This window comes from Alishewanella sp. HL-SH06, from assembly GCF_052656265.1.
Window position 1 is genome coordinate 3,076,571 of sequence record NZ_CP199752.1, and the last position, 21,232, is coordinate 3,097,802.

Below are 21,232 nucleotides of genomic sequence, written 5' to 3' on the forward strand. Positions count from 1 at the left end.
AACCGCATCTATTTGACTAGGAAGTGGCGAAGCAGCTTTGTCTTAATTGAAACTAATTTTGCAAAGGTTTCCAACTTTTAGAAAAGCCAGCGCTTTTCGAAGTTGGCGCATTTGCAGGACGTTTCATTTTCACAGTCATAGGAAATGGGAAATCGACTCCTAACAACAACGCTTCTCCTTGACCCAAGACAGGGAGAAAAGATGCTGAACGTTGATCAATAGCCCCAACAGCCTTTTTTACAATTTCTTGGTCCAGCTGATTGGTCAACCTATGCACAATAAGTGTACCTATCTGACTTAAAACATCTTCAGGAATGTCACGTGGGCGCTGAGTAGCAATGATGGTATTTAAACCATACTTTCTACCTTCTTTAGCAATATTACCAAAGGCATCCAACTCAAACCTGTTCGTTTCTTCACCAATTCGCTTATTGAGAAATTGATGAGCTTCATCAATAAATACTAATAGAGGTGCACCATGATTTATTGCACCTTGCCTGGCTACAGATAACAACTTTCTACCAATGGCATTAACAAGTATTTCTCTTGAGTTTGCTTCAAATGGAACTTCAGAAAGATCTAATCTCAGCACATTATTGCTACTTATTGGCGAACAGAAATCATCAATAAGATTAGGTAATGTCTTTAATTTATCATCCGGGTCAATCATCCATTTTAAATTTGGGTTGTTTGAATAGGCTTTAATCCGAGCTATCAGGTTTAAACAGTGGCCAACATCATTATCAGCTCTACCTCCCCAAATAGTGGGGTTAGGATTATTAGCATTACCGCCATTGGGCCACACACACTCGTTTACAATCTGGTCAGCAATGTTTTTAAACATCCATGGAGCTGTCTGGATAGAGCTATTCATAGATAATAGAGCAGCTTCGTAAGGAGCCTTTGCTTGGCCAGATTTGTTCAAAAGATAATTTGCATTGATATCAAGGCCATGATTTTGTTTCTGCCAAAATTGCCACACTATTTTCTGGCTCTCGATAGCTGCCTCCAGTTTAGGCGCTTGGCTTTGCGCTGAAGGCCTTAAAAAGGCTCTAATATCTGAGTCTGTAAACTGCCAATGTGGAAAAGTTAACTGATTAAATGGAGTTGCTTTTGCATGATTCCCAACATAGTAACTGTCACAGCCAAGTGACTCATATTCCCCCGTCGGGTCAATAATAATTGCTTTGCCTCCGGCCTTAATCACTTGCTCGATGATGTTTGTCATCGAGTAACTTTTCCCGCCACCTGTTGCTCCTAAAATAGCGCAATGGCGTGAAAATAATTTTTCTGGGGTAACGTGAACTGTTACGGATTCATCATGCGGAAGTGAGGCTAACGGTAAATGGATTTGGCCAGGCTCTTCATCTTGTTTACCTTCAGCGATTATTGATACCAGATAAGGGTGAGCTGAATATATTTGGCTACCTAATCTCGGATGCTGCTTAATTCCTTTGTAGTTACGACCATTAGCTGGGTTCAAACTCACCAATAATTGAACAAGTCCAATTGGATGATTTTCAGATGGTTTATCAGCCAAACCGTCGACACTTAATCTCTCACCCCCCTCAATCCACACTTTCACTAAGCGCCCAAGAATCGCTGTTTCACCTATGTCGATGAATACAAATTCATTTACTTCTCCAGCGGCTATTCGATTTCCGAATGACCAACTGGGCTCACCAGATCCCGCTTTAGATAAGTTAATGATAAGCTCGGTTGCAGATACGCTAATGACGCTACCAATCCGTCTTGTTGGATCGTACGGGGAAAACCACTTTTTTCGCTCCATGAATAGTCTCCCTTATTTAATACTCGCTGTGATTTTCTCAAATGCTTTGAAGAGTTCGTCCTCGGGAGTTGTTGATCTTCGTTCAGGTAGCAGACTAGAAAACTGTTTAAACGTTGAATCCATTATCGCGATTCTGCCATCCCCATGGTCAATAGCTGCCATTAGCAGATTCCTAATCTCATTATTAAATGAACCCGTTACACTGAATGGGTCTTTCGTTGCAACCATCAGCATAAACTCAGGATTAGTCCTAAGCGCCATAGTTAGCGCATTATTTATATGCTTATCATTAAAACCAAAACCTAGGCACAATACAGCCGTTTTTGGTTGTTTAACTACTTCAAAAAAGTAGTCATCATATCTAAGTAAGGAGAATCATAAGATGTCTGATATTTGCTACTGCTTGGATAGATAAAAACAGGTTCACCAATTTTGCTATCAGAACCTAGCTTTCTAACTCTGCCGTTAAATTTTCTCCAGTCCACAGAGCCATGCATCTTGTATAGCTGAACCACATTGGATATGTATGCGCCTTCACTGCTCTTGGAGTGTCCACGGTTCACTATGTCATACTTGAACCACATAGGATTAAAAAAAGAGGGGTTAGAAAACTCAAAACCATCAATAACAACAAAACCAGTATTTGATGCCGCGTGCTCAAAAGCCAAGTCATAATTAGTCGTGAAAAGTTTAAGTCGTTGTTGCTGAGCACTCCTTCTACCTACTGCACGCATAAATTTATCATGACTAACCCAGTCTGATTCAGGGATCGATTCAGTAAAGGTAGTTTTAGCTAAAATTATGTTTTTGGCTTGCTCAAGGAACTTACTTACTTGATTAATTCTTTGATTTGAAAGGTTCCCAACGGCTAAAGAGGAATCGCAAAGAGACAATAATAGTTCAATGTCAGGCTTTGCATCTCTGTTTTCTTCACGATGTTTTTGAAGAGCATCATAATTTGTTGCCTTCAAAACCAATTGGAAAAGATTCTCATCTGCTTTTTTACAATAGTCCCAAAGGTGCCACATACTTGGAGCGATAGGCGCTTTGTTCTGCTGAGAAAGCTTATTAAATGTTAAAGACGTGCCTGAACCAGCCAGTATGACTAAGTTATCAGTATCTAAAACTTTATTGATAAAACGAAAAAATGTGGCCAGCTCGTCATCTAAGTCATCATTAGAAAGATCAATTTCGATTGGCTCTCTCTTCGAAGACGCGGAGTTCCTTTTTATGTCTGATGACAAAAACCTTACTATGTTTTCATTTTCCATTTTTTAATTCACCTTCCACGTAAAAGATAACCAGCCTAGAAATCAATAAATTTCAGACGCTTGCGCTATTTGACTTCGTTCCTGAACAGCACGTAATAATACTTATATCTGCCCACCCACACCTTTGAATTTCTCAACAAAAGCGGCAATTTTCTGAAAAACCGTTTGCTTCTGGGTTCGGTACTGTGGGTTCAATGGGCTAAGTTTGGGCAGCGCCTCATTAAGTGCAGTGCCATTTTCAGAGGCGTACTCACGTTTGAGTGATGACGCAATATAGCGTTTGGCAGCATCGATATTGAGCTTTTCAGAGGCAATAATGGCATCGGCTTCACGCTTCTGCTCCGCCTGGGCGAATTTGAAGAAAGCGTCGATAATGCTGGCTTTGTCATTGATCTCATCTAGGTTTGTCTGGTTAATAAAATCAACCACCAAGCTCTCTTTCGCTCTATTGCCAAGGCTACCACGAATCATACGGCGGACTTCTTCAATCAAGCCTTCTTTGCTCTTGTTCTTCTTATTGTGATCAAAAATAAGTTCAAGAATATAATCGAGGTTTATTTCCTGAGATTTAAGCAAATCAATTTCAAAGACCACGTCGTCCCAGTCTACCGTTGACTTATCTTTGTCCTGACCTTCTTTATCGCGTCGCAACCAGTCGCGGGTATCGTTGTAGGTAGAGCGATAATCTTGAATAGCACGTTCGCTCGGCATATCGATGGTTTGCATTGCCTCGATGTCAGCATCGTCCAGATAGTACTTTGATTTGAACTCTTCAACAGCTTGTTCATCACTGGTATCTAGGTTTTGCAGTGCTTTCAAGCCAGCAAATTCATCGTAGTTTTGTAAAATATTTTCTGCTTTTAGGTATTCACCAAACAGCTTGGCAAATTCTTTTTTATCTTGTTCTTTTTCAATATTTTCTGGGTTTGGAAAGCGTTCTTGCAGCTCTTTGACGATATCAACAAAACCTCGACGCGCCTGCCCAGTAGCAATATCGTTAAAACCTTCCATGTATTCTTTGTAGCTCTTCTCCAACACCACGTTTTTGGTGTTTTTGTCACCAAACAAGGTGATGGCATCAATGGTTGCCTGTTCCAAGTCCCGGAAGGTAACAATATTGCCAAAGGTCTTCGTTGCATCATAAATGCGATTAGTGCGAGAAAACGCCTGCATCAAGCCGTGATAGCGCAAATTCTTGTCAACAAACAAGGTATTGAGCGTAGGCGCATCAAAGCCCGTTAAAAACATACCGACCACTATGAGCAGATCTATTTCTTGATTCTTCACGCGCTGGGCAAGGTCACGGTAGTAGTTCTGGAAGCCATTACTATCCACGCCATAGTTAGATTTAAACATGGCGTTGTAATCGTTAATCGCGGCGCTCAAAAACTCTTTCGCGCTGCTGTTCATCGCGCTAACTTCAAAGCTCTCATCTAAAATATCACCAATGGCGTCCTGCTCTTCATTGGCTGCAAATGAGAAGATAGTCGCAATGCGCAGAGGCTTACTTGTGGGTCCATTCTCAGCCTCGGCCTGCAATGTCTTGAAGGTTTCATAGTACGCTTTCGCCGCATCAACACTACTTACCGCAAACATGGAGTTAAACCCTTTGGCACCAGAATAGGCTCGATGCGTTTTCTGGTTAAAATGGTTCAGAATATACTGGGAGATTTCACGAATGCGCATCGGGTGTAAGAACGCTTTCTTGTTCTCCGCCGCACTGAGTTTCTTCTCATCCTGCTCGGTCTCAATGCTCTTAAATTGAGGACGAACATCGTTATAGTCCACTTTGAACTTGAGTACTTTTTCATCACGAATGGCATCAGTGATCACATACGTGTGCAACTGCTGGCCAAACACGCTGCCCGTAGTTTCAGCACCCAAGGCGTTCTCAGGGAAAATTGGCGTACCGGTAAAACCAAACTGGTAGTACTTTTTGAATTTCTTCTTCAGGTTTTTCTGCGCTTCACCGAACTGGCTTCGATGACACTCATCAAAAATAAAGACAACTTGCTTGTTGTATATCGCTAAATCGCTTTCGCTTTTGATTAAGTTATTGAGCTTTTGGATCGTGGTGACGACAATCTTGTTATCGTCTTTATCCAGGTTACTCTTAAGCCCTGCGGTACTGTCTGAACCGTTCACACTATCGGGTGAGAAGCGCTGATACTCTTTCATCGTTTGATAGTCGAGGTCTTTTCTGTCCACCACAAAAAAGACTTTATCGATACAGTCTAAATCGGTGGCCAAACGTGCCGCCTTAAAGCTAGTGAGTGTTTTTCCTGAACCTGTGGTGTGCCAAATGTACCCACCGCTCTCGGTGTTGCTCCAGTTCTTAGCGTTAAACGCACTCTTTATCTTCCATAAAATGCGCTCAGTGGCCGCAATCTGGTAGGGGCGCATTACAAGTAAGGTATTGCTGACGTCAAACACCGAGTAACGCAAGATCACTTCAAGCAGCGTCTCTTTCTGGAAAAACGTGGCGGTAAAGTCTTTTAAATCCTTGATCAGCGTATTGTCTGACTTCGCCCAGTTCATCGTAAAGTCGAAGCTATTTTTGTCTCGTTTAGTGGTATTGGCAAAATAGCGCGTGTCGGTGCCATTAGAGATCACAAACAGCTGCAAGAACTTGTACAACGAGTTCTCTGCATTAAAGCTTTCTTTGCTGTAGCGATGTATTTGGTTAAACGCCTCACGGATCGCCACACCACGCTTTTTCAGTTCAATTTGCACCAAAGGCAAACCATTGACCAAAATCGTCACATCATAACGGTTAGCATGGCTTCCCGTTTGCTCAAACTGCTTAATGACCTGCACTTTGTTACGAGCAATGGTCTTCTTGTCGAACAGATAGATATTTTCTATATGGCCATCATCGAAGACAAAATCGAAGATATAGTCACTGTGCACCTTGCGGGTTTTATCAAGAATATTGTCGCTGGGTGTGTTCAGGTATTGCTCGCAAAAGCGAGCCCACTCGGCATCAGTAAACTCGACCTTATTGAGGGCTTGTAATTGTTTACGCACATTCGCCATCATGGCATCGGGCGTGGTTAGCGCAGGTAAATATTCATAGCCCTGATTAACTAAGTCTTGGATCAGTTCACGCTCTAAATCACCTTCGCTCTGGTAGCCCTCAGCAATTTGGTCTTGGCGTGTGTATTTATCTAAAACAATAAAGTTATTCGATTCTGCAATACTTTTATAGCTGGTCATTGTAACTCCTGCTTCTTGAAGCCATATGTTCTAAACAAGTGATTGACTAAAGCTTCAAGATTTTCCTTATCTTTTTCTTCAATATCTGTAATTTCTTCCCCAGCATGTGCAGAGTGGCTGGCCAAGTTAAGAATTCTGTTTGAAAATGGATCAGGTGAGCCATCAGCGGTTTTTATCAAAAGATCTTCCCAGCGCGGATACCCAAGGAAAGTAGCGGTTTTTTCTAAAATATTTCTCATGAATGAAAAGTGATACTTTCTGACTTGTTTATTTTTAATAGCTTCACGAATTTCAGATAATAAGAATAGATGATACGAAAAGGGGTGATCATTCGAACTGAACAGTTCGAAAGTTTCGTCAATATTTTTAACAAGCCGATGCTTTTCTGATTGATCTCGTTTATACAACCACGTTGGGCTTTTACCTACTAATGGATTTTTAAGGTCGTTATTTAACTCATTGTGTAAAACATTATAAAACAATGGGCTATGTGTCGTGATGACGAATCTTAGACCGCGTCCTTCAAAGTAATAGCTTCTTTTGATTAAGTCAGCTAAATCAACGGCCAATTCAATAAGGTGGGTATCATCCAATGAACTCACTGGATCATCAATAAACACATATTCCAACTTATCAAATTTACTATCATCTCGTTTGGCCGGGTCAGGCTGTTCGAGAATCGACGTGACCTCCTGCAATAATGTATAAAAAACACTCCAGATAAAGTTTCGTTCTTCACCCTTTGATATTTTTAAAATCCCTGAACTTTCAGAGCCAGTTTCAAAAGAAAATGTCACTTCAGGGTATGTTTTTTCTCCTGTTTTTTTGCCTGCAATAATCACATCATTTTCGTGAAATAACGGCATAAGCTTATCGCTAGTATAGCGCTGAAAGTTTTTTACAATATCGGTATCGCCTCGTTCCCTAAGAATCCAGTCAGTGAATGTGTTTGACTGTATTTTCAGTTTTGGCTCTATATCGTTCAATAAATCGTTGTCCCAATAAAACAGGTCTTCCGTAAAGGCGTTGTAGTACAGGAACTTATCACGAGATTTTTCAACATCTACGTCAGCTTCATCATCCTGTGAAGAAGGAACTATTTCCTCCTTAAAAGCTCGTGACAAACGCGTTTTGCCTGTTCCATTAAAGGCATAGATCAACTGTACTTTTTTATTCTTGCGGATTAAGTCTTTAGCTATATTCTTTAGTTCCTTACCCATATTAAGCTGCCGCCTCTTCAGGTTTGGGAAAGCTCAACAACAGGTCACGATAATACTCGTATTGCTTTCGACGTAACTCGATTTCGCGTGGAAGACCTTCTTTAATTGAAGTGGTTAACATGTCAAACTTGTCTAAAATTTCCACAATTCGCTCCTGTTCTGTAATAGAAGGAACTGGAACTTCTAACTTAGCTAAATCAGATTTATTCACTGCTGGAACACCACCTTCTTTTTTTAATCCTAATAACAGCTGATTTTTCGACTGAAGAATATAAAAAAGGTACTTATTGATTAGTGCTTTGTTATCTATAGAGCGTATTTTGTAACAAAGGGGGCCTAACCAAAATGACTTATTTTGGTAACCAACAAAGCCAATGCCACCTTGCCCTCTTGATGGGGTCGTCACAGTATCGCCCTCACAATTACTCAGAGCACAATATCCAGACCGAGTTGTCCCCGCATTGATGTAATCAAACTCCGCCTCTGTATCCAAGATTTCAGATGGCTTCTGACCAGTATTTATTTCTGCGATTTTCCCTAATGCCTTCCACTCAACGTCACCCTCTTCAAAACTTAACAACTGGTCGCGGTAGTAGTTGTATTGTTTTTTCCGCATGTTAAGCTCGGCGGTCAGCTCGGCGGTCAGCTCGGCGGTCATGGCGGTAAATGCGCCCAGAATGCACACAATTTCAGCTTGTATTGCCAGCGATTTTTCTGGGTTATCTGGGCATGGGATGGGGATTTCCAGCCCTTTTAAACTACCAGCATTAAGTGCAGGTATGCCATCAAATGTACACAGCGATTGAATAGCAGATTGCATTTGATGTAAGAGGTGATAAAGATATCTTACTTCAAGGTTCGCACTATCTTTGATCGTTACAGAATAATTTAGATTTCCTCTAAAGTACTTTCCTTCTTGCCATGTAATTGAACCAACACCGGCCCCTCGGGTAGTTATTCCAATAGGGTCATTGTCAGTATTCCAATTATCGATAAATCCTAATGGCTCCCTGCCACTATTTATCACAGGGTATTGGCCTGGATTAGTTGATATGGCTTGTTTGCTTACCGCTTGCCCTGTTTTGATTAACGTTACGTCGCCTAGTGCAACCCACTCTACGATTTCTCCATCAAGTAGCTTTTCTAAATAACTCAAATGACTCATGCTTCAATCTCCTCACCTTCAATTTCCGCCACAATGGCGTCAATGTCACTGCGAAGCGCATCAATTTTAGCAACGGTGGTTTTAAGTTCGGCATTAAGCTCTGTAATGTCCACTAGCTCGCGGTTGTCTTTAGCTTCCACATAACTGCTTACCGAAAGGTTGTAGCTGTTGCCTGCGATAACATCCAAATCAACGGATTTGGCAAAGTGATCCACGTCCTCTTTGCTGGCAAACACTTTCATGATCTCTTCGATGTGCTGATTGGTGATAACGTTGGTATTGGTTTCCTTTTTAAAGTAAGCCTCGCCACTGGCGTCAATAAACTGGGTGGTGGTGTCGGTTTTGTGTTTAGACAGCACTAAGATATTCACCGCAATAGTGGTGCCAAAGAACAGGTTAGGTGCCAGTGAAATCACTGTTTCAACATAGTTGTTATCAACCAGATATTGGCGAATTTTTTGCTCAGCACCGCCACGGTAAAAAATACCGGGGAAGCAAACAATCGCTGCACGACCTTTGCTTGATAGGTAACTAAGTGCATGTAATACAAAAGCAAAGTCTGCTTTTGATTTTGGCGCGAGAACACCTGCGGGCGCAAAGCGGTCATCGTTGATTAGGGTTGGGTCGTCGCTACCAATCCATTTCACCGAATAAGGCGGGTTAGAGACAATGGCATCAAAGGGTTTGTCATCTAAAAAGTGCGGTTCGGTTAAGGTATCACCTAATTGAATGTTGAACTTGTCGTAGTTAATGTTGTGCAAAAACATATTCATACGCGCCAAGTTGTAGGTGGTATGGTTGAGCTCTTGACCAAAAAAACCATCTTCAATGATATGCGCATCAAAGTGCTTTTTGGCTTGTAACAGCAACGAGCCCGAGCCTGCTGCTGGGTCATAGATTTTATTGACGCTGGTTTGGCCGTGCATGGCCAGCTGTGCGATCAATTTTGAAACGTGCTGGGGCGTGAAAAATTCACCACCGGATTTACCCGCATTCGCGGCATAGTTTGAAATCAGGAACTCGTAGGCATCACCGAATAAATCAATTTGGTTGTCTTCAAAATTACCGAAGGTTAATCCTGCCACGCCTTTTAACACAGCTGCCAGGCGTTTGTTTTTTGCCTCTACCGTATTACCCAGACGATTACTGGTGGTATCAAAATCCGCAAACAAGCCTTTGATGTCTTTTTCTGAATCATAGCCATTGGCTGAGTTTTCGATTGCAGCAAAAATTGCTGCCAAATCCGTATTTAAATTTTCGTTTTTGTGTGCATTAGCCGCCACATTGCTAAACAACTGGCTAGGGTAAAGAAAATAGCCTTTGGTTTTAATGGCATCTTCTTTAGCAAACTTGATGTTTTCATCATCGTCAGAAATGGCGGCATAGTTAACACTCTCGTCACCGCCTGTGATGTAGTTGACAAAGTTTTCACTGATAAAACGGTAGAACAGCGTACCCAGTACATATTGTTTAAAATCCCAGCCATCCACTGAGCCTCGAACATCGTTAGCAATCGCCCATATTTGGCGTTGAAGTTCGGCACGTTGTTGTAAACTTGTCATCTGTTAATTCCTGCTTTTAATTCGTCATAATTCATTTATGGGTTGCGCAATGTTCACTGTCGTCGAACATCATTCGTTAAACCCTGGAGCTAAATTCAAATTTCCGACCCCGTAGAGTGTCGGAGTATTCTTTAACCAAAGTTGGTATTCAGTGCCTTGAAGGCTGTGTGCTTTGGAACAATCCACATGCCATTGGCGAAGCAAATACCCAGCGGTTGCCGCTCTAATCTCAACCTTTAGAACGCCACCCGTCATACCATAATCCAGTTCAATCGCTTCGCTGTGCTCTATGCGTGGGTGCGGCACTAACTCAAGCTCTACAAATCGGTTCCATTGCCGGTCTTGGGTTTCGAGCTCAGCCTCTGACAGAATGGAATCCTCAAGCACAATCGCTGCTTTAATGCGGGTCAATACAAAGTCACGGAACTCGCCATGCTTGCGGTCAAAACCACGAACGTGCCAACGCAGGCCATTGTCCACCAGCGTATGCGGCACAATTTCACGCGTTGTTTCACCGCTCGATAACGACACATAGGTGATCCTCAAGGCTTTGCCCTTATGTATGGCCTCGGTAACTTTCGCTACTATCGATAAACTCGGCTTGTTAAGGTGATAAGGCGCTTCACAGGCCAGAGGCGGTTTTACCTTTCCAGTGAAGCCATCGCCGTACCCTTGGCTGATGGTTGCCAGTGTTCGAACAACGTCATAGTCGAACAGGGGTTCAAATGCTCCACCGCGCTTATGCAACTTGAGCTTTTGGTCATATTCAATATTGCCTGGCGCAAGCTCTCTATACATTGTGAAGTCTTTCGTTGCCTGTGCGGCGGCTATGCTGAAGCGATCTACTAAGTCTGCCCGTACCGCTTCTCCCTTAAACAATAAGGTGAAATCGATGTGGGCAATGCGATCCCTGGTTGCTTGTGGCAACTGCGCTATCTGCGAAAGCCTATCTGGCTTTCCCTTAGCACCTTCTTTAGCGAGTGAACTCGCCACTACCGTTTGTTTCAGACCATCATTTGTCATGCGTCTTGTTTATCCAATTCAACCAGATTCTTAAAACTCTGTTTATAAAATACGGTCAGACATCGCTTAATCACATTGAACGGCATGGCACAAAGCTGCTCCTTATCCGCAATGACTAATCAATCTCTACTGGTTGAAGCTGGACAGATGGTCATAAAACACTGAATAGGCTTCAACCTAATTAATTTTATTAGGTATCATCCTATCACAAATTATTTTGTAGGGAAGAGTAAGCGGCAACTTTTTGATCTGGATTGCAATTGCCGCTCAGGTATCGGTGTGAAGACCTTGTTTGGTGCCATCGATGATAGCCGCTATCAATGCGCTACCAGAACCAGTGGCACCACGATGTTACCGCGATGAGATACCCCTTTGTCCGACCCTGAAGACATCAGGGCTCGTTGCTCACTCTCCCGAATGCGCCTAGCAACTTCTGCCTGGGCTGGTAGCAATGGCAGCATCCCTTCAGCAATCGCGTCTGGGGCAGACTCTTGGCCACAGGACATCAAATGCTTCCATGGATCTTTAAGAAAGCGCTCGAACGTGATGCCAAATTCAATGATGCGGGCAGAGACGAAGATTTCGCCCCAGTATTCAATGTAGGTGTCTTGGTACATGGAAAGATTCCTCTTGTTGGTTAAAGCATGAGTTCACTTTCCATTTTCCAGAGGTTTTCAAATATGCAAGGGGCTATGACAAAGCTTTAAATCGATTGCGGGCATCTTTGTAGTCATAGTGGGCATGTTCTGAGCCACGATGATACAAATCATCCAGGTAAGTTTGTTCCTGCGGCAACTCGTCTTCGCTGATTTCGCGCCACCAATGTTTGTTGGCACCTTTAACACCGTCATGCCAGCGGTAACCGCGCTCTTTTAAATAGTCCTTTACGTCAAACGGCGCACCAAACGCACGAACTAACACAGTTCGCCTGTCCGCTTCAGACAACAAGTTTGCAACGGACTCGGGCAACAAATGGAACAACCAGGCCATCGCCAAACAATCGGTTGCAGCTCGGTGTCCTTCATAAAACCAACCTAAGCGAAGCAGCAGGTACTCAAGCTTTCGACTTTCAAAACCCAGTGCCTTCCAATCTATGCCACTGGCTGAACAGGCCCAAGATAGATGGCCTAATGCAGCAAACCGCTTTTCAAAGAAAGGACGATCAAACTGTGCATTGTGTGCAACCACCAGCGGATCATTGGATAACCAACTCGCTACCAGTGAATCATCAATGTGCTGGCCTTGCACCATCTCATCGGTGATGCCGGTTAACTCGGTAATCAGCTCGGGGATTGGCTTGCCGGGATCTTCATACAAGCTGATCACATCAACAATCGACACAATCCGCTGAGCAGAGGGGCTGTAAAGCACCTTAACCATACCAAGCTCAATAATGGACTCATCATCGGCAGACAGTCCGGTTGTCTCTGTATCGAGCAGCACCATTGGCTGTTCATCACCGACCATAGGAGAAAGTTCAAGTGGCCAGGACTGCGGCTCACGCGTTAATGGAATACGCTCCAGCAATCTAAAATCTTCTGGTCTTTCTGGGATATCCGCGAGGCGCTCTATCGGAAATGGCGCAGGGGCTCTTGTCATTGATGGTTCCTCTTCAATTCTATTGTTCGCTTTGGGTTATTTCACTGTGCCACAGGTTGTACAAAATGCACCTTGGATACCTCAGCGTTTTTTTAATCTTTCTACTGGGTGAACCCATGTATAAAGGCTTTGACTAAGCCTTTCAGAAAGCCTTAGCTAAACCCTTTGGGTAACCCTTACCGATACCCTTTACGTATGGCTTAGCCAACCCCTTTTCAAACGGTTGAAAAAGGCTTTAACTGAGTTCGACTGAGCATTTTAATGATGCTCCTTACTTCGCTTTAAGCCAGTAAATTCAATACGAAGCAGAATTTTACTAACTGTTTTCAAACCCTTTTCAAAGGGTTCAACAAGCCTTGTTTGACGGTTACTTGACCCATGTGTTAACCAGTAGCAGTAACAGGATCAGTAACAGAAACAAGAGCAGTAGGCAGAAGCAGTATTGTCCAAGCCTTGCAGGCTTTGACGAGGGCGAGCAATCCCCCACATATAGTTTTTCAACACAAAAAATAAATCACCGACAACACAGCGTCTTACTCGAACAACTACAGTTTTACCTACAATTTTACTTGTAGAAATCAGCATAGCATTAGATACTGTATAAACAAACAGTACCAATTGTGATTTTTCGAGGTTCGTCATGAGTGTCTCGCTGATAGGCCGTAGCGGCGCACTTGCCTTCATCAAAGCCAAGCGCCTTCGTATTCCATTGTTCATGGAACGTGTTTCTGCTGGTTTTCCCTCCCCAGCGCAGGATTATGTTGAGCAAACGCTCGACCTCAACGAGCTGTGCATCAAGCGACCGGCTGCAACGTTCTTTGTACGTGTTGAAGGTGATTCAATGATTGATGCCGGAATTCACCCAGATGATATTTTGGTGGTTGATCGCTCTGTCCAAGCCGAACACGGTGACATTGTCATCGCTGGTATCCATGGTGAACTCACGGTAAAGGAGCTTCAACTAAGGCCGTGCGTCATGCTGATCCCAAGAAACCAGGCGTATGAGCCCATTCATATTCCTGAAGGGACAGAGTTAGAGATATTTGGTGTGGTCACCAATGTGGTGCGAAACATGCGCCGCAAGTCGTGACTATCCCATGCCTGTATTTGCTTTGGTGGACTGCAACAACTTTTACGCCAGTTGTGAGAAGCTGTTTCGTCCTGATTTAAAAGATACGCCGGTTGTGGTGCTGTCCAACAACGACGGCTGCGTGGTTGCACGGTCACGTGAAGCTAAGTTACTCGGTATAAAATGTTTTGTACCACAGATAATGTAACTTGCCTGTTGCAGTCTTAAACCACCCTTTTATACTGAATAAAAATACAGTATTGGAGATTCGAGGGTGGAGTTCCTTCTTGCTACGTCAGAGTTTGAAATCAGGGGCCACTGCTATGAAGGGTTCCCGATTCTTCTCAAAGCCAATCATGATGTGTTTGTCGAAGGAATGGAATTTCTCGTTCATCACTGCTTAAAACGTGGAAGTGTGCAAAGCCGAGGTAGCTGGGAAACGTTTGGAAGAGATCTGTGTGATTATTTCGAGTTCATCGAAGCCAATGGGTTTGATTGGAGAGAGCTTGATCACCGAAATCACGAAACTCTGTTAGCCCTGTATCGGGACATTTCCTTTGATCGATTTAAGCTCAATGCCTCAACCGTCAATCGACGACTTCATCTAGTAATCAAGTTCTATCAATTTGCTCTCAAGCAAGGTTGGGTAAGCACACTGCCTTACGACCTTGAGACAGTGAGAGTGAGGCAGACAAAGGGTTTCCTGACACACACAGATACCTCCGGGGGATATGCAGTAAAGCCGGATTTGCTGCTGAAAACCACGCCAACCAGGATCAAAGTCCTCAACAAAGAGCAGGTCGATGAGCTGCTCAAAACTATCAAGAACAAAACTCTCCGATTGATCGTTCGGTTGGCACTGCTGACGGGTTTGCGAAAAGAAGAGCTGCTGACGTTTCCAGCTACCTCTGTGTCGGCACCTCAGTCGGTCTCGGCCCGGAGTCATGTGAAGGTTGAGCTAGATCCCCAACAGATGAAAACCAAGGGAGACGTTCCACGGACGATCCATGTGCCTATTTCATTGATGGCGGATCTCTGGGATTACCTGATCCACGAACGTCATGAGACGATTAGACAGCGCGGGACGCACCCGAAGACGCTCTTTGTCACGGCAAAAGGAAAACCCTGGAGTATTCGGACCTCACTCAACAATCAACTGAACAGACTGGACTTATCGTTTGCCTGTCATCCCCATGTACTGCGTCATACCTATGCGACACACACCCTGAAATCGCTGATGACCCGCAAAAGCAATACGTTCAATCCGTTGCTCTATGTGAGAGATCGACTAGGGCACAGTAGCATCGTGACCACCGAAAAATACCTGCACTTTCTGGATGATATCGAAGACGATCTGCGCACCAGCTATCAGGAGGAAATTGAGGACACGGCCAGGGAGGTAGCCTGCGCATGAAAAAAGACTTTACGTTGGTGAGCCAGGAAACTGGGGTGCAGGACGCCGGCAAATCCACGAGTGCAGCGAAGGTCAGTATCGTCGATCAGATGATACCCTCAAATCCGGCAAACACCGTGGTTTCTTTTCCCGAAAGTGCCTCCTCTGTAAGAACCGCTGACTTCGGGCCGTTTTACGGTCAGGGCTATGACGACATCACTGCGGCCTGTCAAAGTGCGATTGAAAAGCTGGTTGCTGAGAGCTTGGAGACGAAGGGTAACTCCCTGGCGGTTACAACCGTTGTAGGTTACTGGCTGTACGGTTTTCGCAAAGCTACGCCGTTTCTTTCTTTGCTTCATACAGCCAGTGGCAAAAACCTCTCCATGGGGGACCTGAACACCCATACAATCAATCAGTTCGTGCAGTACCTGAGAAACGAGCCCATCGGATACGTCACGCAAAAGAGCTATTACACGAAGGCCATAGCCCTGCTCAGAGCCTGTTATCGTTTCGGCTTTTGGCCGGAAGTGGATATTAAAACGGTGTGGCCAGCCAACCCCTTTCCGAACTCCAACAAGCGTTCCAAAGGTCAGAAAGCGCTCAGCAAGAACGAGAAACGACGGGTGGTCAAAGCCCTGCGAAAAGAAATGGAACGGATCGTGGCACACTCTGAGCCGCTAGACAGCTACGATCTCGCGGTGGGTGTGCTTTCCATCGCATTGTCTACGGGTATGAATTGTACGCCCATTCTGGAGCTGGTGACGGACTGCGTGCAGCCCCACCCGTTAAAGTCCAACCTTCGGCTTCTGGTGAGCTTTAAGCGCCGTGGAAATGCCACTCAGGTTGTCGCCTTGAGAAAATCCGAGGAAGTGACCGAGATGGCCAGTATCCATTTGTACGCGGCTGATGCCATTGATCTGATCGTTGAGCGAAACGCGAGCATCCGACGCCAGTTCAGTGACCCGAATCGCTTGCTGGTTTATGAATCCACGAGCAAGCGTTACCAGCAGAAACCAGTCCGGCTGACCAAGAATATGCTTACAGAAAGAGTCAACAGGCTCGTTGATGAACACCAGCTCCAGACCGACGATGGAAGGCCGCTCAAACTGAATATTAGTCGATTGAGACAAACGCTCCTGAACCGCGTCTGGGAAATGTCTGGACAAGACCCTTTGGCGGCGGCCAGAACGGGCCGACACACCATCTCAACAGGGGACGCTCATTATTGGGAAGCTCCTCCGGAGGCCGAAACGAATATGCGGTTCTTGGGTGTCAACAACAATCCAATAGTGATCCACCCCAACAATCTAAAATTGATCCACTACTCTTTAGTTTTATCCATTAATCCAGCTTGTTTCTTTTCTTTAATACGATAACTTTCTCCTTTAATTTGTAAGATATGCGAGTGGTGTAAAACCCGATCTAACATTGCTGACGTTAACGCGGTATCGTTTGCAAAGACCTGTCCCCACTGACCGAATGGCAGGTTGCTGGTCAAGATAACCGACCCTTTCTCATACCGTTTTGCAATCACATCAAACAGTAACTTTGCTTCATGCGCACTAAAGGGGAGATAGCCTATTTCATCAATGATAAGAAGCCTTGGTGCGACAACTGAACGCTGCATCACTTGCTTATAGTTATCTTGGCGCTGCGCTGTGGCCAGTTGCAGAATTAAGTCTGATGCGCTGATAAAGCGGGTTTTGATCCCTGCCTGCACCGCTTTATAACCCAGTGCAACGGCAATATGCGTTTTACCCACACCTGATGGCCCTAGCATCACCACATTTTCCTGTCGCTCAATAAACGACAACGAAGCAAGTTCGGTGACTTGCCTTTTAGGCACGCCAGTCGCGAAGGCGTAATCAAACTCCTCCAAGGTTTTTACTGCTGGGAACCCCGCCATACGAGTAAACATGTGCTGCTTTCGCTGATGGCGTGAACGCTTCTCACATTGAAGCGCTTGCTCAAGGAAGGTGAGATAATCCCACTCTTCTTTTGCTGCTTGCTGGGCTAAATCACAGGCATTCGCATCAATACCCGGCAACTGCAACGCATTAGCGAGTTCGCTAAGTCGTGATAACTGTAAGTTCATATGGCCTCCATCAGTTGGTCATAGACACTTAAATCATGATGTAGCGGTTGCTGGCTTAGCTTGTTTAATGAAGGGAGTGGGCTGTTATCAGGTAAGGACGATGCAACAGCTAACAGCCGAGGGGGCAATGTTTGCAGTACCTTACGCTCTTCCACTAAACGCTCTGCGGGCTTTTGTTTGGTGGTGTCATGAATACGTTGATGTGCCACCGTATCCAGCCATAAAGCAACTTGCTCATTGGCGGTATTGACATCCAATATCTGGCCTAATGCCATTAACTTGGTATTCAGAGGGCGAAAGAAGTTATCACGTACATAACGCACCATGCGTTCCACTTTGCCTTTCGTTTGTGGTCGGTAGGTATGACACAGTTTAGGAATAAACCCCATACTCTTAGCAAACTGGTAAAAAGCCTGATTAAGTTTATGCGCACCTTCGCCATAAGCATCTCGCTCAACCACGACCGTTTTCATATTGTCGTACCAAACTTCACGTGGAATGCCCTGGAAGTAATCAAATGTTAGACGGTGACACTGTTCCAGCGTGTCGTAACGCATATTATCGGTGAAGACCACCATCATTGCCCGGCTGTAACCTAATACCGCGATAAAGGCATGGATGGGTGTTTTACCACCGCGCATCTGCCCCCAATCAACCTGCATTTGCTTACCCACTTCGGTTTCAAATCGCACCACAGGCTCAGGTGTAGGCTTGCCACGGTATTGGAATAAGTACTGGCGTAATAACGATAAACTTCCGGTATAACCGAGCTCTTTAAGCTCTCTGAACAAGACTTCACCTGACAGGTGTACTGGTTTAGCTTGTGCGATACGTGAGTGTAAAAAGGACTTGAACGGGTCGAGTAATGAGCGGCCTTTTTCACGAGCAGAGTAGACTGGGGTATCAATTTTAGCTCGCAGATAGCGCTTAACGGTATTGCGTGAAATCCCTAATTGTTTGGCGATTGCCCGCTGCGATAGGCCTTGCTGATGCAAAATCTGAATTTTCATAAGTTCTTCTTTTGTGATCAAAGTGCCCCCGAAAAGGCACTATAGTGAAAACAAGTGGATCAGATTTCAATTGTTGAAGTGGATCAGTTTTGCATTGTTGGTAACATTGGGCGAGGCCCGCGTTCAAGAACTTCTCAGCGCATCCACCATCATCACCAGTGATCGGACCCCCGTGGCGTCCTGCCAAGATGCGCGGCGGGGGCATCGCGCTCCAAAAAACGGTGAGCCCTGTCAGGACTATTTAGGATGCTTCCGGTGCAAGAGCTTTGTCGTCACCGGCGATGACCTCTATCGCCTGTTCAGCTTCTACTGGGCCGCCCTGCGAAACTACGACAGCTTTGGTGGCAAGCGCTGGACCAAATACCTGAAGCAAGTCGTTCGGCTGATCGATGAAGAGATTGCGCCCCACTTTGATGAGACTCAGGTGAACGAGCAGCGCGAAAAAGCGAAGACGAATCCACACCCCTTCTGGCGAGACCTGAGCATGGCGAGGATGGTGATATGAGCATGGTATCCAAGGCAGTGGTGCTGGCCGACCGTCAACGGCTTCGGGAAGCCCTGCCGAGCGGCGAAGGCTTACTCGGCATTGTCACCACCGATCGGGCAGAGGGGGTACTGTATGTGCTGTCTCGCTACGAAGACATGGTTTGGTGGTTACCGAAGACCGGTTGCCCGACAAGTCTCGTGGACTGCAAGCGCAAGTTGGATTTTGCCCGCATCAGATGTAAACAACTCCGGTCCGAATCCAAAGCAGTCATGGCGAGACTGATCTGGGCAAACACGAAGTTAGCGGTCTCAACAGTTTCTGGCCAGTTCATGAAACTTGTGGTTTGGTTGAACTGGCTGCACGAACAGGGTATCCGAAGCCTTGCCCAAGTCACGCCTATGGTTGCAGACCGCTATGTTCGACACGTAAACCAGCTCACCTCACCTAACAGGATCGGTGAGCCTCTGGCTCCTGGCACGAAAGCACAACGACTCCTTGTTGTGGAGACGTGCTGGCGCCACCTGCTGGATACACCAAACGGTTTCGACCATCCCTGGCCCGAGAACTCCGCAAGTGCGCTGGCCAAATTGAAACAAGCAACTAAGCCGAAAACCGACATCATTCCGGAAGAGGTGCTGCACCCCCTCTTCCAAAAGTCCGAATCCCTGTTGAGCAGGGCTACCGAGTTGCTGGGAAATCGAGACGCGGTGGGCGACTATCAATTACGCTACAAAAACCTATCTGGTCAGATAAAGGAAAAATCTCGCTTCCTGAAAACCCGCGGCTGGGATCTGGGTTTTGGAGCCTTAAACAACGCCCTTCGCGAGCTGCGCGATGGTTGCTTCGTGATCATCCTGGCCACCACCGGCATCCGGGCTCATGAGTTGGGCAACATCAGGCGGGATCACTGGTACAGCGAGGTTCGGGATGGTGAGCGTTTTTACTTCCTCGGCTCGCGCTCGGATAAAACCCATGAGGGCGAAACGTCATGGCTGTGCCCCGAGATCGCCATTCACGCCGTGAAGACGCTCGAACGGCTTTCAGAGCCCATGCAAATTGAGCTTGAACAGGCTCTGGAACATGCCATAGCAGTCGGTGATCATCAGGAGGTGACTCGCTTACAGGAGTGTTCTGAGTGTGTTGGGCTGACTAGAAGCATGAAAAAGGGTAATCCCATAAGTGTGATCAGTTGGCAATCATTGGATGATCGGCTGAAGAGGTTTGCAACAAGCCTGAAGCTTGACTGGAAACTGGCATCGCACCAGTTCCGCCGCACATTTGCGAATTACGTTGTCCATCACAAGCTGGGCGACCTTCGTTACCTGCGAGACCACTTCAAGCACTGGAGCCTGGATATGACCATCTTGTATGTAATGAACGAGGCGCAGGATCTGGAGCTTTATGATGAAATCTATGCCGCGTTTGATGAAAAGCGTCAAGCCATCGTCGGTCACTGGCTGGAGCCGGACACACCGCTCTCCGGTGGCATGGGGGAGCATGTCCGTCAGATGCGAAGCCGCACCGAGAAGACTCGCACCTATAAAGATCGTCGGGAAATGGTTCAGGCCATCAGTGAACTGGTGTACTTGCGGTCCACAGGCATTGCCTGGTGCACCAATGACACCGGCGTAGACTGTGCAGGTGGCCAGTGCGAGAACTGTGAGCACGGTTGCATTGACGATAACCACAAGCCGTTCTGGGAAGGCCTTTACCAGCAACAAATTGAGCTGCGCCAGATCGAGGATCTGGACGCCTCGGGATCGAAGACCGTCGAAAGGACCATGGATCGATGCGAGAAGGTCCTGGCCGATCTCGGCGTAGACATCAACCGCCTCAAGGAGCAACTGGCCGATGTCGAAACCATCTGAGTCAGAGACTCACAAACGAATCCGCATGGCCATCGTGCGACTGGAAAAAGGCCAGCCTAAGTTAGTTGAGAAAGGGCGGAAGGTCTCGGTGGCTGCCGTGGCTGAGGAAGCTGGAGTCAGTCGTGCCCTGATTCACAAAGACTATCCTGACTTGATGGAACGCATCCGGGGCAATGCCAACAAAGCGATCCAGAGCCAGCGTGACGAGAAACATCTCCAGCTCAAACAGGAGCGTTTCAAGAATCGTCAGCTACGTTCAAAGATCGTGGATCTAACGGAGCAGCGCAATGTACTTGCCTCAAAAAACGCTACCTTGGCACTCGAAAACCGTCGTCTGTTGGCTATTTTAGAGAGTAAAAACGTGACAGTTTTTAGGGGGAAACCGAGTGAGTAGTGCTATACATATTTTGGCCGCCCGGTATTAAACAAAAGCGAACATTCGCATCCTTCGCTGAGTGGTCT

At 45.7% G+C, this 21,232-nt stretch carries 18 protein-coding genes and 1 pseudogene; 7 read left to right on the forward strand and 12 right to left on the reverse strand.

Annotated features, from left to right (window positions below; translation table 11 throughout):
- Nucleotides 1-52 precede the first annotated feature (52 nt).
- The 10 genes from ACUJFK_RS14305 to ACUJFK_RS14350 form a co-directional block, all read right to left on the reverse strand.
- On the reverse strand, nt 53-1,792 hold the full coding sequence (locus tag ACUJFK_RS14305) for an ATP-binding protein (protein WP_445425278.1): 1,740 nt from the start codon (nt 1,790-1,792) through the stop codon (nt 53-55).
- 335 nt (nt 1,793-2,127) lie between these two features.
- Nucleotides 2,128-3,063: an SIR2 family protein gene (locus ACUJFK_RS14310; protein WP_445425279.1), complete on the reverse strand. Its 936-nt coding sequence runs from the start codon at nt 3,061-3,063 to the stop codon at nt 2,128-2,130.
- Nucleotides 3,064-3,165: 102 nt separating this feature from the next.
- Nucleotides 3,166-6,279 (reverse strand): HsdR family type I site-specific deoxyribonuclease, encoded by a 3,114-nt coding sequence (locus ACUJFK_RS14315; RefSeq protein WP_028870235.1) that lies wholly within the window; start codon nt 6,277-6,279, stop codon nt 3,166-3,168.
- The gene (locus ACUJFK_RS14320; RefSeq protein WP_445425280.1) at nt 6,276-7,499 is read right to left on the reverse strand and encodes an AAA family ATPase; all 1,224 of its coding nucleotides are present in this window, start codon (nt 7,497-7,499) and stop codon (nt 6,276-6,278) included. The genes ACUJFK_RS14315 and ACUJFK_RS14320 overlap by 4 nt, the downstream gene beginning before the upstream one ends.
- A 1-nt stretch (nt 7,500) precedes the next feature.
- Nucleotides 7,501-8,664, reverse strand: coding sequence for a restriction endonuclease subunit S (locus ACUJFK_RS14325; RefSeq protein WP_445425281.1), 1,164 nt, complete (start codon nt 8,662-8,664; stop codon nt 7,501-7,503).
- The gene (locus ACUJFK_RS14330) at nt 8,661-10,226 is read right to left on the reverse strand and encodes a type I restriction-modification system subunit M (RefSeq protein ID WP_445425282.1); all 1,566 of its coding nucleotides are present in this window, start codon (nt 10,224-10,226) and stop codon (nt 8,661-8,663) included. The genes ACUJFK_RS14325 and ACUJFK_RS14330 overlap by 4 nt, the downstream gene beginning before the upstream one ends.
- Nucleotides 10,227-10,295: 69 nt before the next feature.
- A complete protein-coding gene (locus tag ACUJFK_RS14335; RefSeq protein WP_445425283.1) occupies nt 10,296-11,249 on the reverse strand; it encodes a WYL domain-containing protein in 954 nt (317 codons plus the stop codon).
- 317 nt (nt 11,250-11,566) lie between these two features.
- On the reverse strand, nt 11,567-11,866 hold the full coding sequence (locus ACUJFK_RS14340) for a hypothetical protein (protein ID WP_445425284.1): 300 nt from the start codon (nt 11,864-11,866) through the stop codon (nt 11,567-11,569).
- Nucleotides 11,867-11,939: 73 nt separating this feature from the next.
- A complete protein-coding gene (locus ACUJFK_RS14345) occupies nt 11,940-12,848 on the reverse strand; it encodes a 3'-5' exonuclease (protein ID WP_445425285.1) in 909 nt (302 codons plus the stop codon).
- A gap of 405 nt (nt 12,849-13,253) precedes the next feature.
- Nucleotides 13,254-13,490, reverse strand: coding sequence for a hypothetical protein (locus tag ACUJFK_RS14350; RefSeq protein ID WP_445425286.1), 237 nt, complete (start codon nt 13,488-13,490; stop codon nt 13,254-13,256).
- Between ACUJFK_RS14350 and umuD the strand changes: the two genes are divergently transcribed.
- The 4 genes and pseudogenes from umuD to ACUJFK_RS14370 all read left to right on the forward strand — a co-directional run bounded on the left by umuD (nt 13,489) and on the right by ACUJFK_RS14370 (nt 16,686).
- Nucleotides 13,489-13,938: a translesion error-prone DNA polymerase V autoproteolytic subunit gene (gene umuD, locus ACUJFK_RS14355; protein ID WP_001963830.1), complete on the forward strand. Its 450-nt coding sequence runs from the start codon at nt 13,489-13,491 to the stop codon at nt 13,936-13,938. The two genes, ACUJFK_RS14350 and umuD, sit on opposite strands and share 2 nt — an antisense overlap.
- 7 nt (nt 13,939-13,945) lie before the next feature.
- Nucleotides 13,946-14,113: pseudogene (locus ACUJFK_RS14360) on the forward strand (Y-family DNA polymerase); the annotation flags it as partial.
- A gap of 78 nt (nt 14,114-14,191) precedes the next feature.
- Nucleotides 14,192-15,331: a tyrosine-type recombinase/integrase gene (locus ACUJFK_RS14365; protein ID WP_445425287.1), complete on the forward strand. Its 1,140-nt coding sequence runs from the start codon at nt 14,192-14,194 to the stop codon at nt 15,329-15,331.
- The gene (locus ACUJFK_RS14370) at nt 15,328-16,686 is read left to right on the forward strand and encodes a hypothetical protein (RefSeq protein WP_445425288.1); all 1,359 of its coding nucleotides are present in this window, start codon (nt 15,328-15,330) and stop codon (nt 16,684-16,686) included. The genes ACUJFK_RS14365 and ACUJFK_RS14370 overlap by 4 nt, the downstream gene beginning before the upstream one ends.
- Here ACUJFK_RS14370 and istB read toward each other — a convergent pair.
- Together istB and istA are read right to left on the reverse strand one after the other, a co-directional pair.
- On the reverse strand, nt 16,632-17,405 hold the full coding sequence (istB, locus tag ACUJFK_RS14375) for an IS21-like element helper ATPase IstB (protein ID WP_445425289.1): 774 nt from the start codon (nt 17,403-17,405) through the stop codon (nt 16,632-16,634). The genes ACUJFK_RS14370 and istB overlap by 55 nt on opposite strands.
- Nucleotides 17,402-18,436, reverse strand: a complete 1,035-nt coding sequence (gene istA, locus ACUJFK_RS14380; protein WP_445425290.1) for an IS21 family transposase — start codon at nt 18,434-18,436, stop codon at nt 17,402-17,404. Before istA ends, istB begins: the two co-directional genes overlap by 4 nt.
- Before the next feature lie 49 nt (nt 18,437-18,485).
- On the opposite strand from istA, the gene ACUJFK_RS14385 reads away from it, so the two are divergent.
- The 3 genes from ACUJFK_RS14385 to ACUJFK_RS14395 are packed head-to-tail and all read left to right on the forward strand — an operon-like array spanning nt 18,486 to nt 21,164.
- On the forward strand, nt 18,486-18,920 hold the full coding sequence (locus tag ACUJFK_RS14385) for a hypothetical protein (RefSeq protein WP_445425291.1): 435 nt from the start codon (nt 18,486-18,488) through the stop codon (nt 18,918-18,920).
- Nucleotides 18,917-20,770 (forward strand): hypothetical protein, encoded by a 1,854-nt coding sequence (locus ACUJFK_RS14390; RefSeq protein WP_445425292.1) that lies wholly within the window; start codon nt 18,917-18,919, stop codon nt 20,768-20,770. Before ACUJFK_RS14385 ends, ACUJFK_RS14390 begins: the two co-directional genes overlap by 4 nt.
- On the forward strand, nt 20,754-21,164 hold the full coding sequence (locus tag ACUJFK_RS14395; protein ID WP_445425293.1) for a TetR family transcriptional regulator: 411 nt from the start codon (nt 20,754-20,756) through the stop codon (nt 21,162-21,164). Before ACUJFK_RS14390 ends, ACUJFK_RS14395 begins: the two co-directional genes overlap by 17 nt.
- Nucleotides 21,165-21,232: the final 68 nt, after the last annotated feature.

Excerpts from the sequence above, each read along its gene's own strand:
- ACUJFK_RS14325 (WP_445425281.1), bottom strand. The coding sequence starts at position 8,664 with ATGAGTCATTTGAGTTATTTAGAAAAGCTACTTGATGGAGAAATCGTA.
- ACUJFK_RS14390 (WP_445425292.1), top strand. The coding sequence starts at position 18,917 with ATGAGCATGGTATCCAAGGCAGTGGTGCTGGCCGACCGTCAACGGCTT.
- ACUJFK_RS14345 (WP_445425285.1), bottom strand. The coding sequence starts at position 12,848 with ATGACAAGAGCCCCTGCGCCATTTCCGATAGAGCGCCTCGCGGATATC.
- umuD (WP_001963830.1), top strand. The coding sequence starts at position 13,489 with ATGAGTGTCTCGCTGATAGGCCGTAGCGGCGCACTTGCCTTCATCAAA.
- ACUJFK_RS14330 (WP_445425282.1), bottom strand. The coding sequence starts at position 10,226 with ATGACAAGTTTACAACAACGTGCCGAACTTCAACGCCAAATATGGGCG.
- ACUJFK_RS14315 (WP_028870235.1), bottom strand. The coding sequence starts at position 6,279 with ATGACCAGCTATAAAAGTATTGCAGAATCGAATAACTTTATTGTTTTA.
- istB (WP_445425289.1), bottom strand. The coding sequence starts at position 17,405 with ATGAACTTACAGTTATCACGACTTAGCGAACTCGCTAATGCGTTGCAG.
- ACUJFK_RS14310 (WP_445425279.1), bottom strand. The coding sequence starts at position 3,063 with ATGGAAAATGAAAACATAGTAAGGTTTTTGTCATCAGACATAAAAAGG.
- ACUJFK_RS14350 (WP_445425286.1), bottom strand. The coding sequence starts at position 13,490 with ATGACGAACCTCGAAAAATCACAATTGGTACTGTTTGTTTATACAGTA.
- ACUJFK_RS14335 (WP_445425283.1), bottom strand. The coding sequence starts at position 11,249 with ATGACAAATGATGGTCTGAAACAAACGGTAGTGGCGAGTTCACTCGCT.
- ACUJFK_RS14320 (WP_445425280.1), bottom strand. The coding sequence starts at position 7,499 with ATGGGTAAGGAACTAAAGAATATAGCTAAAGACTTAATCCGCAAGAAT.
- ACUJFK_RS14370 (WP_445425288.1), top strand. The coding sequence starts at position 15,328 with ATGAAAAAAGACTTTACGTTGGTGAGCCAGGAAACTGGGGTGCAGGAC.
- ACUJFK_RS14305 (WP_445425278.1), bottom strand. The coding sequence starts at position 1,792 with ATGGAGCGAAAAAAGTGGTTTTCCCCGTACGATCCAACAAGACGGATT.
- ACUJFK_RS14395 (WP_445425293.1), top strand. The coding sequence starts at position 20,754 with ATGTCGAAACCATCTGAGTCAGAGACTCACAAACGAATCCGCATGGCC.
- ACUJFK_RS14340 (WP_445425284.1), bottom strand. The coding sequence starts at position 11,866 with ATGTACCAAGACACCTACATTGAATACTGGGGCGAAATCTTCGTCTCT.